Here is a 12,318-nt window from a genome sequence, read left to right on the forward strand (position 1 = left end):
TATAAAATTCTATTAGTTTATGTATTGGACGTTAGAACTTGCATCTTATTTAAGTGATGCTCCTTGGCCTGCTACTAAAGACGAGCTTATCGATTATGCTATCCGTACAGGTGCTCCTATGGAAGTGGTGGAAAACCTTCAAGAAATAGAAGACGAAGGTGATATGTATGAATCTATCGACGAAATCTGGCCTGATTACCCGTCGGAGGAAGATTACCTATGGAATGAAGATGAATATTAAAAACAAAAATAAAAAGTCTCTCTGAGGAGACTTTTTTTAATTTGCAAATCAGCAAAGTAGCAGATTAGCAAATGAATATAGTGACAAATTGTCAGTTCTCGCCTTTTGGTATATTTATTGACAAACTTGCAGGGTCACCTTTACCAAAGTTTTAAATTGCCTGTCGTGCTACGACTCGTGCTACGACCTTTGGCAAAGTTAATTATTAATCATTAATCATTAATCATTATAATGAGCATTATCAATTCCCTTATTAAAATTTTCGTTGGCGACAAAGCCAAAAACGACCTAAAAGCAATCCAACCTATCGTTGAAAAGATAAAAACTTACGCCTCTCAGTTAGAAAATATCTCTAATGATGAGTTGCGCGCAAAAACTATTGAGTTCAAACAAAGAATAAAAGACGCTCGCGCCGAGTTCGATACTAAAATAGCCGAACTCGAAGCCCAAGCAAACGCTACCGACGATATCGACGCTAAAGAAGACCTCTATACCGAAATAGACAAACTCAACGGCGAAGCCTATCAAGTCTCTGAAAAGGTATTAAACGAGATTCTTCCCGAAGCCTTCGCTACTATGAAGGAAACTACCCGTCGTTTTGCTAATAACGAAACAATTACCGTAACAGCCACCGAACACGACCGCGAACTATCGGCTACCCACGATTATGTAACTATCGAGGGTGATAAAGCCGTGTGGAAAAATCACTGGGACGCCGCTGGTAAAGATGTTACTTGGGATATGGTACACTACGATGTACAGCTCATTGGAGGTATTGCCCTTCACCAAGGTAAGATTGCCGAAATGCAAACAGGGGAAGGTAAAACCCTCGTGGCTACCTTGCCAGTCTACCTCAATGCCCTAACGGGGAATGGGGTACACCTGGTAACCGTGAACGACTATTTGGCACGCCGAGATAGTGCCTGGATGGGACCTTTATTTGAATTCCACGGTTTGCGTGTGGATTGTATCGACAATCACCAACCTAACTCCGAAGCCCGTCGTCGTGCTTACAACGCCGATATTACCTACGGAACTAACAACGAATTTGGTTTCGACTACCTCCGCGACAATATGGCGCACACTCCCGAAGATTTGGTGCAACGCGCTCACAACTATGCCATTGTCGATGAGGTCGACTCTGTATTGATAGACGATGCTCGTACACCGCTCATCATCTCAGGCCCTACCCCTAAAGGCGAATTACACGAGTTCAACGAACTGAAACCTTTGGTAGAAAATTTGGTAAACAAACAGCGTACTTACCTCACCAAAGTATTAGCCGATGCCCGCAAACTCATCGCCGAAGGGGATACCAAAGAAGGAGGATTCCAACTCTTGCGCGTGTATCGTGGTTTGCCTAAAAATAAAGCGCTCATCAAATTCCTCAGCGAAGAAGGGGTAAAACAACTGCTCCAAAAAACTGAAAATTACTATATGCAGGATAACAATCGCGAAATGCCAAAGGTAGATGCCGAATTGTACTTCGTGATTGATGAGAAAAACAACCAAATCGAGCTTACCGATAAAGGGTTTGCTGATATTGCCTACGATGGTGATAAAGATTTCTTTGTTTTACCTGATATTGGGGTAGAAATTGCCAATATCGAGAACCAAGGTCTTCCTATTGAAGAAGAAGCTAAACTAAAAGATAAATTATTCCAAGATTTTAGCGTAAAAAGCGAACGCATTCACACCCTTAACCAATTGCTCAAAGCCTACACTCTCTTTGAAAAAGATGTAGAGTATGTAGTAATTGATAACAAAGTGCTCATCGTCGATGAACAAACAGGTCGTATTATGGACGGTCGTCGTTATTCTGATGGTCTGCACCAAGCGATAGAAGCCAAAGAGAATGTGAAAATTGAGGCAGCTACCCAAACCTACGCGACTATTACCTTGCAAAACTACTTCCGTATGTATAGCAAGTTAGCGGGTATGACGGGTACTGCTATTACCGAAGCGGGTGAGTTCTGGGAAATCTATAAACTCGATGTAATGGAAATCCCTACGAACCGTCCTATCGCTCGTAAAGACCACAACGACCTTATCTATAAAACCAAACGCGAGAAATACAACGCTGTAATCGATGAGGTAGTAAAACTTTCCGAAGCTGGTCGCCCAGTGTTGATTGGTACTACTTCTGTGGAAGTATCTGAACTCCTCAGCCGTATGCTTACAATGCGCAAGGTAAAACACAATGTGTTGAATGCGAAATTGCATAAAAAAGAAGCTGAAATCGTAGCCGAAGCCGGACATAGTGGTGTGGTAACCATCGCAACCAATATGGCGGGACGTGGTACCGATATCAAGTTAACCCCCGAAGTAAAAGCTGCAGGAGGTTTGGCAATTATAGGTACCGAACGCCACGACTCTCGTCGTGTCGATCGTCAGTTGCGCGGTCGTTCTGGTCGTCAAGGTGACCCTGGTAGCTCACTCTTCTTCGTTTCTCTCGAAGATAACCTAATGCGCCTCTTCGGTTCTGAACGTATCGCCCGACTAATGGACAGCTTAGGTCATAAAGAAGGTGATGTAATTCAGCACTCTATGATGACCAAACGCATCGAGGCAGCTCAGAAAAAGGTAGAAGAAAACAACTTCGGTATGCGTAAACGTCTATTAGAGTACGACGACGTGATGAACGCACAACGCAAGCAAATTTATAAACGCCGTCGCCACGCTCTTGAAGGTGAACGCCTAAAAGTGGATTTGGCAAATATGATATTTGATACTTGCGAGAATATAGTAGAAAACAACAAAGGTGGAAATAACTACAAGAATTTCACTTTCGAGCTCATCAAATATTTCTCACTGAAAACACAAATTTCAGAAGCCGAATTTGCTAAACAATCGCCAAACGACCTTACTTTCACCTTGTATCACGAAGCACTCAAACACTATCAGGAAAAAGCTGAACGCAGTGCCGCTCAAGCCTTTCCAGTGATTAAAGAGGTATACGAAAATCCTAATAATACTTACGAGCGCATCGTCGTGCCTTTCACCGATGGCGAAAAGATGCTCAACATCGTAACCGACCTCAAAGAGGCGTACGAAACCCAAGGTAAGAAACTTGTAAGCGATTTCGAGAAGAATATTACGCTTGGCATCATCGACGAGGAGTGGAAAACGCACCTCCGCCGTATGGACGAGCTTAAACAATCTGTACAATTAGCGGTACACGAACAGAAAGACCCACTACTCATCTATAAGTTTGAAGCCTATCAGTTGTTCAAAGCTATGGTCGATAAGGTAAACAAAGAGATTATCTCTTTCTTGTTCAAAGCCGAATTGCCTACTCAAAATCCACCCGTACAGGAAGCCCACGCGCCACAACGCACTCGTGAACGCTATCAAACCAATAAGGAAGAAGCCCTCAACAGCGATGAAATGGCACAACGCGCCCGTGAAGTAGGGCAACAAGCCTCACAGCGCCGTTCGGTAGTAGAAACCATCGTACGCGAACAACCTAAAATCGGTCGTAACGATAAGGTAGTAATCCAAAATATCCGCACCGGTGAACGCAAAGAGCTCAAGTTCAAACAAGCAGACCCCCTAATAAACAGCGGAGAGTGGATATTAGTATCCAATAAATAGATCACTAAGGTAATGGACAACCAAATGAACAACCAAATAGGAATGTTGCTAAGCTCTGGCATATTCTTTCTGTTTGCGCTTGTATTCTTGGTCACTGCTGAGATTAACAAAAGAATTACCGAAAAGAACAAAAAACTATATCAAGGGAAAGCACAAGGAGAGGTATTAGAAATTGTCAAATCAGGCAGTCAAGGTATAGGAGGTATTGGTTTTAATAATAGGACTTATGTAGTCTATAAGTATACTGTAGGAGAAAATACTTATATTGTAAAACCTCTTGTTCTAAACTCAAACGCCCCTATAAACTTGAAATATGCTAATTCGGCTCATACTTTTTGTGTAACCTATTTTGGGGCTCATAGTGGTAGCCGTCAAACCAATTATCGAGCAGGCGAGAGTATTACAGTAGCTTATTTGCCCGAAACTCCCAGTGAACACCAAATAGTAGACGATAAAGATAAAACGTTTTTTTATAAGGGGTTTCGCATAGCAGGATTCGCAATAATGTCCATTGCAGTAATTTTCTTGATTGTTTCCTTTTTTATAAAAAAATAAGCAGAAACACAATATAAATTATTTATTATATCATACTTTGCCAAAGTTTCCTGCCCGTGTGGCTCGCACCTTTGGCAATGTTTTTTCTTCTTAATTGTCAATTATCAATTGTCAATTGAAAATATTGTTGTACCTTTGCGCTTTAGAATACATTAGCAAATTGGCAAATTTGCTAATTTACAAATTGTATTAATGAATTTATTTGAACAATTAGGTCTTAATGAACCTATCCTCAAAGCCATCAGCGATATGGGCTTTGAAACTCCTTCTGAAATTCAGCAAAAAGCCATTCCTACTCTTTTGGCAAATGGTGCTGATATGGTAGCTTTAGCCCAAACGGGTACTGGTAAAACAGCCGCTTTTGGCTTTCCTCTCCTCCAATTGATTGATACTGATAGCCGTGTAACTCAAGGTCTTATCCTTTCGCCTACACGCGAACTCTGCTTGCAAATTGCTTCCGAGCTCCGCAATTATGCTAAGTACCTCCCTAAGGTGAACGTAGTGGCGGTATATGGCGGTGCAAGTATCGAGGAACAAGCGCGTAGCCTCAAAAAAGGCGCACAAATTATCGTGGCTACTCCTGGGCGTATGCAAGATATGATACGTCGTAACTTCGTAGATATCAGTCATATCAATTATTGTGTGCTGGACGAAGCCGACGAAATGCTCAATATGGGCTTCTATGAAGATATTACCGCTATTCTGTCGCATACCCCTCAAGAAAAAAGCACTTGGCTCTTTTCGGCTACTATGCCTAACGAGGTGGCTAAGATAGCGCGTAAGTTTATGCGTAAGCCTATCGAAATAACAGTAGGAACTCGCAATCAGGCTACTAGCACCGTGCAACACGAGTACTATATAGTGAGCGGTCGCCATAGATACCAAGCCCTAAAACGCCTTGCCGATGCCAACCCCGATATCTTCTCAGTAGTGTTTTGCCGTACCAAACGCGATACTCAGGCAGTAGCCGAAAAACTCATTGAAGATGGCTACAATGCTGCTGCTCTTCACGGCGATTTGAGTCAGAATCAACGTGATTTGGTGATGAAATCTTTCCGTGCACGCCAAATACAAATGCTTGTCGCTACCGATGTCGCTGCCCGCGGTATTGATGTAGACGATATCACCCACGTAATTCACTACCAATTGCCCGACGAAATAGAAACCTACAACCACCGCAGTGGACGTACAGGTCGTGCTGGTAAATCGGGAATTTCGATGGTGATTTTGCCAAAAAGCGAGGTAAAGAAAATCAAAACTATCGAAAAGATGATAGGGCAACCTTTTGAGCAGAAACAATTGCCGTCGGGTATGGAAATCTGCGAGATACAACTCTACCACTTGGCTAACAACCTCAAAAATACAGAAGTAAACCCTGCCATCGACGATTATTTGCCAGCTATCTATAAAGAACTGCAGGAAGTAAACCGTGAAGAGCTCATCAAAAAAATATTCTCAGTAGAGTTTACGCGTTTCTTCAATTATTATAAAAATGCTGAAAACTTATCGGTAGAGAACGAGCGCGAAAGCCGCAGTGGGGGTAATAGCGATGAAGTGCGCTATTTTATCAACATAGGTGAACGCGATGGCTACGACTGGAAATCTCTCAAAGATTTCCTCAAAGCAACCCTTAATTTGGGTCGTGATGATGTTTTCAAAGTAGATGTAAAGAACAGTTTTTCTTTCTTCAATACCGATGCTGACCTCTCCGATTTGGTAATGAGCACCTTTACCGACTTCCAAATGGACGGTCGCTTTATCAATGTAGAACTCTCTACCAAAGGAGCTGGCAGAGACCGTGGCGGACGCAAACGCGGAAATGATGACGGTAGAAGACACGGCAATGATGAGAGTAGAAATCGCAAAAAAGGACAAAGAGAAAGTCGCAAACAAAAGACTGCTGAAGCTCTCCAACAGGCTTTTAAAAAGAAGAAAAAACGCAAATAATGTTAAAATACCTTATAGAAACGGATAAGCAACTGCTCTGTTCCCTCAATAGTTGGGGGACGCCCGAAGCCGATAGTCTTTGGTTAGTAATCACCAATGAACTCTCGTCTATCCCCCTCTATGCTTTTTTGTTATACTTGTGCTTCAAGTATTTCCATTGGAAACGAGTGTTGCTCATCTTGGTATTCATCGCCCTTCTCATCACCACCACCGACCAGCTGGCGAACGTTTTCAAACACGGATTCCAGCGCTTGCGCCCTTGTCACGATGAGAGTCTTATGGGGCAAATGCGAATGGTGATTTGCGGTGGTAAGTATGGGTTCTTTTCAGCACACGCCGCCAATACAATGGCAATAGCCGTATTTTTTAGTTACTTGCTTAGGAAAAACGCCCGATATATCGTCACCCTACTGCTCTGCTGGTCAATTATTGTGAGTTATAGCCGTATTTATTTAGGCGTGCATTTCCCAGGTGATGTATTGGTAGGTTGGATTTTCGGTACACTCTTAGCTACTCTTTATTATTTTCTCTTTCTATTTGTGGAAAAGAAGTTAAAAAAAACCCGAACCCCCGAAGAGGGACAATTCTTAAAAGCCACCTAAACTTGTTACCTATTACTCACATATCCAGCTCTGAGTTCTCACTGGCTTTACCTCTTACCTAAACAAAATGAAAGAAGATTTCTTACACTACCTATGGAAATACAAAAAAGTACCCCTTAATGCTGTACTTACTACGGGAGAGCACTTGCAAATTCTCTCATTTGGTGAGTATAATTCTCTTTCAGGTCCCGATTTCCAAAGTGCCCAACTGCTTATAGGTGAGCAGCAATGGGCGGGTAATGTAGAAATGCATCTCAAATCATCGCATTGGTATGTGCACGGTCACGAGAGTGATCCCGCTTATCGCAATGTAATTCTGCACGTAGTTTGGGAACACGATATAGAAGTATTCGATGCTAACAACCAGCCTATTCCCACTTTAGAACTCCAAGGTCTTATCTCCCCCGAACTCTTAGAGCGATACAATACCACTGTAGCCTCACACTACCGGTTTATTCCTTGTGAAAAGGAATATACCACTGTGCCTGCCATTACTTTGCTTTCGTGGAATGAGCGTCTGTTAGTAGAACGTTTAGAAGAAAAAGCCACTGCGGTAAACGAGTTGTGGAAAGCTGCCAATTTCGATTGGGAGAAAGTACTTTTTTGTATGCTTCTCAAGTCTTTTGGAGGCACTGTAAACGGCGAAGCCTTCCTGCAATTGGGCAAACATCTCGATTTTAGTATTATCCGCAAAGAGCGTTCACACCCCTTACATTTAGAAGCACTACTATTGGGGCAAGCAGGCTTACTCCCCGAAGAAACTGAACTCTCCTACCCACGTGAACTCTTGCAAAATTATCACTACCTACAACAGAAATACAAACTATCTGCACCCGTAATAAAAATACATTTCACCGGTTTGCGTCCGCAAGGTTTCCCTACTATCCGGCTCTCGCAACTCGCACAGCTATACGAACTAAATGAAGGTTTGTTTTCTCAAATTCTTGAAGTGAATGATTTCAAAAGTATCCAAAAACTCTTTGCGGTAGGAGTCTCCGAATTTTGGGAAACCCACTATACCTTTACCAAAACTTCTAAAAAAGTAAAAAAGTCTATTAGTGCGAGTCTCATCACACTTATTTGGATAAACGTATTCATTCCGCTCAAATATGCCTATTACCAAAGTTTAGGCAAGGATGTGAGTGAATCACTCATTGAAGAACTCAAAACAATGACAGCCGAGAGCAACAGCATTATCACTCAATACCAACAATTAGGAGTCTCTGTTGCCACTGCTTTTGATACCCAAGTACTTCTACAACAGTACAAACATTATTGCCAATCCAAACGCTGTTTAGATTGTGCTATAGGGATTTCGATTTTAGGTAAGAGGTAAGAAAAACTTTGATAAAGTCATTAGACTTACTCACATATTCAGCTTTACTTGTTACCTGTTATCTATTAGTTGTTACCTGATGTAGCGATTCGTTATAAGCACTCTCAAAAGCGAGCAGGTTAATACCCGTAGGGAGTTGTTGGGCTTGGAAGAAGGTGAGAAGTTTTTCAGTAGGAAGATAGCCACCATAACCTTTGATAGCACTATAAAAACGCGTAGCGCCGGCTTGGTAGGCAGTAGCCAAACTGCTAATAGTAATGCCTTGTTTTGCAATAGCAGGCAGTTCGTCCTCTAAGAGCAGTATTTTAGTTTGGGTGTTCGAAAAATCTAAATGACTAACTAAAGGGTGTAGTTCGGCTTTGAGGGCAAGACCATAAAAACCAACAGCCAATAAAGATTGTAAATAATCCTCATTGGCTATCGTTACACATTCTATGAGTTGTATGTTACTGTTTGTCATAAAAGTTCTTGCATTGAATGGATAAGTAGGTCAGCTTCACTTAAATCTTGTCCGCCAGATAGCGGGTTGTCAAAACCTATACATCTCATATTAGCACTTTTGGCAGCTTTCACGCCATTGGTACTGTCTTCAATCACTGTAAAATGTCCAGCAGGCAATCCATACCATTGGGCTACCTTTAGGAATATTTCGGGATTAGGTTTGCTGTATTGCACATCATCTCCGCTCATCATTACTTCAAAATAGTGTGCTATATTTGTTTGCTGAGTAAAAATATCGATGAGTTTGCGTCCAGAAGAGGAAGCCAGTGATAGGTGCTTTCCTTCATTCTTAGATTTCTCTAACACTTCTTTTACGTGAGGTACTAAGGGAACTTTCACTTCGGGTAATCGTTTGAAAAAGTAATCACGGTGAAACTGCATTAGCTCCTCTACACTTTCTGTTCGGTGGGCATCGCGTTTTACCTTTTCCCACATCGGAAAAGCCGACATTCCCGTGAGAGTTTGTATATACGCCTTGTCAAACGGAATACCTTTCAGCTGAAAAGTCTCATAAATAATCTCTTGGTGCATTGGTTCACTGTCTAATAGCACCCCGTCCATATCAAAGATAATATAGTCGTTAGTCATTAGTCGTTATTAGATTTGAGTTGTTGTCTAAAGTCTTTTAGAAAAACATTACCTATTCCTATAATGAGTCCTACAAACGTCCAAATAGCAATAATCATCATTCGTTTAGGTTTAGAACGTTCGTTAGGTACGCTCACAGGCTCAATAATGGTAAATATTGGTTGGTCTTCCTTCATCTTAATACGTTTGGTTTCAAGTTGCTTAGCTAATTCAGTATATACATTAAAAGCTAAGTTATACTCAGCTTGCAGTTGTTGCAAACGCGTTTGAGGCAAGTTGCTAAAAAGGTCACGATTGCGGTCTTGGAAACCTGCCACAGCGTATTGCTTTGCCTTAAAATCTTTTTCAGCTTCGATAAAACGTTGTTGTACAAAGTCGAACTCTTCTTTTGCTTTTTGCAATTTAAACTCAGTTACTGTTTCTTGCAATAACTGTTGCGCACTTTGCAACATTTGTGCCGCAGGAAGTGCTTCGGGCATTGCATACGATAGCGTAATATAACCCTCTTTTTCATTTAAATTCAACTTGATATTATTATCGATACTATTTAGGATAGCCCTCTCCTCTCTACTAATACTCGTAATATGGGTGGTATCTTGTACCTTAATAGACGATTCAGAAGAATTTGAACTGAAAATACTCATCACACTGCTCCAAATGCTCGGTTTCGCATAGTTTTTACAATATTGCTCATAGGTAATCGGATTAGGAATATCTGAAAACGTAAGCTTCGTCTGTGCTAATTTCTTTTTAAACGGAACACTTTCAATAATCTTGGAGTAGGTAGTAAGAGGAATAGCATCTGCATTGTTCCCTCCTAAATTAATCCCTGCCATAGCTGCAAGTCCCCCCAATCCTCCTGTCGATTTGCTATCAGTTGCTTGCGGTACCATAATAGTGGTAGCGGTGTATTCTTTAGCCGAAAATAAGGCTACTAATACTCCTATAACCATAAATATCAACGTAAATACAGCGATTGATTTCTTAGCTCTCCAAAGCTTATTGATAAGCTGTAGCAAATCAATTTCATCTTCTTCTCTTATCGTATTGTGATGATTATTTTCCATACTTATTTCTTAAAAGCACTGTAAATTAACACCCCCATAGTAGTAATAGCCGAAATGATACCCACCGTTTCTCCGGTTGTAAGACGTTGTTTTTCGGGTTTTGAAGGTACTATAATAATAGCCCCTGGCTCTATTTTTGGGTAGTTTTTAAAGAATAGAGAGGTGCGTGTTGCCTTTATATCTCCATTGGCATACATCACATAAATAGCACTCCTTTTCGCCCTGCTGGCAAAACCTCCTGCACTACTTACATACTGATGTATAGAAGCTCCTTTTTCATAACGCACTAATGAAGGCGCTAATACTTCTCCTCTAATTTCCACTGTTTGTTTTTCTGAAGGGACTAATAACATATCTCCGTCATTGAGCAAGAGGTCATATTTGCTGTGTTTTCGGTTTAATATCTTTTTTACATCAAGCCCTATGCGATACTCATTGCTTTTTTTAGCTACTCTTCTCAGTGTTTTATTCGAAGTGCTACTGCTCGTGTCGTTCTCAATCTCAATGAGTTCTTTTAAGAAATCTTCTTGCTGAATATCCCCTTCATCTGTCTTCTTTCTCACAAGCGTAAGTCCTTCTTTATAGGCAAAGGGAGTAAAACCGCCCACACGCTCTAATAAATCCGAAACACGTTCGTCTTTAGATTGAATACTATAAACACCTGGGTAGAGTACTTCTCCCATTACCGTTACAGTTTGCATAGGAGTAAATCCTTTGATATAACGTACCGATACTACATCGTTAGGTTGCAAGGTAAGTCGTTCTCCTTGGGGCTCTAACTGATGGTTAGACGATACTTTAAAGGCTTGACTTAGTTTCTGAAAATTACCATCGTTAGTTTCTCTAAATACCTCAATCATCGAAGGGTCTGCACCATTAGCCAAACCTCCTGCTAACGAAATCACGTCTTCCACTGTCATATTGTCCATAAAAGGTAATTCTTTAGGCTTATTTACAGCTCCTTCTACCTTTACAAAGCGTTTGTACTGAAGAGAATCTCTGTAGAAAATATGAATACTATCATTGTCTTTTAGCGGAATATCATTTTTCTTTTCTATGAGGTCTTTTACCGAAAAACTAAGTGTTTGGTAATCTACACGGTTTTCTGTGCGGAAGATAAGACCTCTATTCAAGGAAGCATCTTTTCTCACACCGTTAGCTCTGTTGAGTAAGTCGTAAGCGGTCATTCCCTCTTTAAACTCGTATACCCCAGGCTGATATACCGCTCCGCCTATACTGAGCCTATTATGGTATTCATCAGTAATAGCGTGTACATTTAGGCGGTCACCATTTTGCATTTTTACTTTTGAAATATCAGCAAAAGGAATCTCTTTTACTTCTCGTTTAGCATCTTTAATGCGCTCTAACACCAAAGTATTGGTAAAAGCATCAGAGGTAAAACCTCCAAAGAAGGTGATGAGGTTCGCCAGCGTCTCATTGTCTAAAGTCTCATAAAAACCACGTCGTTTTACTTTCCCGTCCACCCATACGCGGTTTTTATATGGGGGCACAATAATCACATCTTGGTCTTTAAGACCTATATTGCCTTTTTCTGAACCATTTATTAGGAAATTATACACGTCAAAAGTAGCAACTTTTTTACCTCCACGAAAGATGTTTATTTCCCTAAACGAACCGCTTCCCGAAGGGCCTCCACAAGCATATAATGCGTTAAGCACCGTTGAAAGCGAACTAAGCGAATAAGTCCCAGGAACTGCCACTTCGCCTATGATATTCACCTTTACTGTACGCACCTGACTGATAGTTACCCCTGTATAAATTTTCGCATAACTACCCTCAGGAGCCGAAATACCAGAATAAATGCGCTTGAGCTGTGAATTAATCTTAGCCTTCACCTCACTGAACGAAAGTCCTCCCACGTGAATA

10 protein-coding genes (1 of these 10 cut by a window edge) are annotated in these 12,318 nt (G+C 41.2%); 6 read left to right on the top strand and 4 right to left on the bottom strand.

Annotated elements, in window-relative coordinates; all coding sequences use genetic code 11:
* Positions 1–19: 19 nt before the first annotated feature.
* The 6 genes from HW278_RS03615 (at position 20) to HW278_RS03640 (ending at position 8,275) form a co-directional block, all read left to right on the top strand.
* A complete protein-coding gene (locus tag HW278_RS03615; RefSeq protein WP_002673751.1) occupies positions 20–241 on the top strand; it encodes a DUF2795 domain-containing protein in 222 nt (73 codons plus the stop codon).
* 231 nt (positions 242–472) lie between these two features.
* Positions 473–3,835, top strand: coding sequence for a preprotein translocase subunit SecA (gene secA, locus HW278_RS03620; protein ID WP_178976961.1), 3,363 nt, complete (start codon positions 473–475; stop codon positions 3,833–3,835).
* A 12-nt stretch (positions 3,836–3,847) separates the two neighbouring features.
* Positions 3,848–4,390, top strand: a complete 543-nt coding sequence (locus HW278_RS03625; RefSeq protein ID WP_178976962.1) for a DUF3592 domain-containing protein — start codon at positions 3,848–3,850, stop codon at positions 4,388–4,390.
* Positions 4,391–4,582: 192 nt separating this feature from the next.
* Positions 4,583–6,337 (top strand): DEAD/DEAH box helicase, encoded by a 1,755-nt coding sequence (locus HW278_RS03630; RefSeq protein WP_178976963.1) that lies wholly within the window; start codon positions 4,583–4,585, stop codon positions 6,335–6,337.
* Positions 6,337–6,939 carry a phosphatase PAP2 family protein gene (locus HW278_RS03635; protein ID WP_178976964.1) on the top strand — a complete coding sequence of 201 codons (603 nt, stop codon included), beginning with the start codon at positions 6,337–6,339 and terminating at the stop codon, positions 6,937–6,939. The genes HW278_RS03630 and HW278_RS03635 overlap by 1 nt, the downstream gene beginning before the upstream one ends.
* 67 nt (positions 6,940–7,006) lie before the next feature.
* On the top strand, positions 7,007–8,275 hold the full coding sequence (locus tag HW278_RS03640; protein WP_178976965.1) for a DUF2851 family protein: 1,269 nt from the start codon (positions 7,007–7,009) through the stop codon (positions 8,273–8,275).
* Positions 8,276–8,333: 58 nt separating this feature from the next.
* Here the strand turns inward: HW278_RS03640 and HW278_RS03645 are convergent, their stop codons facing one another.
* The 4 genes in view from HW278_RS03645 to HW278_RS03660 are tightly spaced (at most 2 nt apart) and all read right to left on the bottom strand, a layout consistent with a single transcriptional unit that may run on beyond the window.
* Positions 8,334–8,735, bottom strand: coding sequence for a pyruvate carboxyltransferase (locus tag HW278_RS03645; RefSeq protein WP_178976966.1), 402 nt, complete (start codon positions 8,733–8,735; stop codon positions 8,334–8,336).
* Positions 8,732–9,364, bottom strand: coding sequence for an HAD family hydrolase (locus HW278_RS03650; RefSeq protein ID WP_178976967.1), 633 nt, complete (start codon positions 9,362–9,364; stop codon positions 8,732–8,734). Before HW278_RS03650 ends, HW278_RS03645 begins: the two co-directional genes overlap by 4 nt.
* Positions 9,364–10,431: a Wzz/FepE/Etk N-terminal domain-containing protein gene (locus HW278_RS03655; protein ID WP_016479860.1), complete on the bottom strand. Its 1,068-nt coding sequence runs from the start codon at positions 10,429–10,431 to the stop codon at positions 9,364–9,366. The genes HW278_RS03650 and HW278_RS03655 overlap by 1 nt, the downstream gene beginning before the upstream one ends.
* 2 nt (positions 10,432–10,433) lie before the next feature.
* Positions 10,434–12,318, bottom strand: partial view of a polysaccharide biosynthesis/export family protein gene (locus HW278_RS03660; protein WP_178976968.1) — the 3' portion only. The gene runs 590 nt beyond the window's last position; only the last 1,885 of its 2,475 coding nucleotides appear in the window; its start codon lies off the right edge, out of view; the stop codon is at positions 10,434–10,436.

Origin of the sequence: Capnocytophaga sp. oral taxon 902, from assembly GCF_013394735.1 — a bacterium.
In the GTDB taxonomy this organism is placed as follows: domain Bacteria; phylum Bacteroidota; class Bacteroidia; order Flavobacteriales; family Flavobacteriaceae; genus Capnocytophaga; species Capnocytophaga ochracea.

Coding starts and splice junctions, on each gene's coding strand:
- HW278_RS03615 (WP_002673751.1), top strand. CDS start 20: ATGTATTGGACGTTAGAACTTGCATCTTATTTAAGTGATGCTCCTTGG.
- secA (WP_178976961.1), top strand. CDS start 473: ATGAGCATTATCAATTCCCTTATTAAAATTTTCGTTGGCGACAAAGCC.
- HW278_RS03625 (WP_178976962.1), top strand. CDS start 3,848: ATGGACAACCAAATGAACAACCAAATAGGAATGTTGCTAAGCTCTGGC.
- HW278_RS03630 (WP_178976963.1), top strand. CDS start 4,583: ATGAATTTATTTGAACAATTAGGTCTTAATGAACCTATCCTCAAAGCC.
- HW278_RS03635 (WP_178976964.1), top strand. CDS start 6,337: ATGTTAAAATACCTTATAGAAACGGATAAGCAACTGCTCTGTTCCCTC.
- HW278_RS03640 (WP_178976965.1), top strand. CDS start 7,007: ATGAAAGAAGATTTCTTACACTACCTATGGAAATACAAAAAAGTACCC.
- HW278_RS03645 (WP_178976966.1), bottom strand. CDS start 8,735: ATGACAAACAGTAACATACAACTCATAGAATGTGTAACGATAGCCAAT.
- HW278_RS03650 (WP_178976967.1), bottom strand. CDS start 9,364: ATGACTAACGACTATATTATCTTTGATATGGACGGGGTGCTATTAGAC.
- HW278_RS03655 (WP_016479860.1), bottom strand. CDS start 10,431: ATGGAAAATAATCATCACAATACGATAAGAGAAGAAGATGAAATTGAT.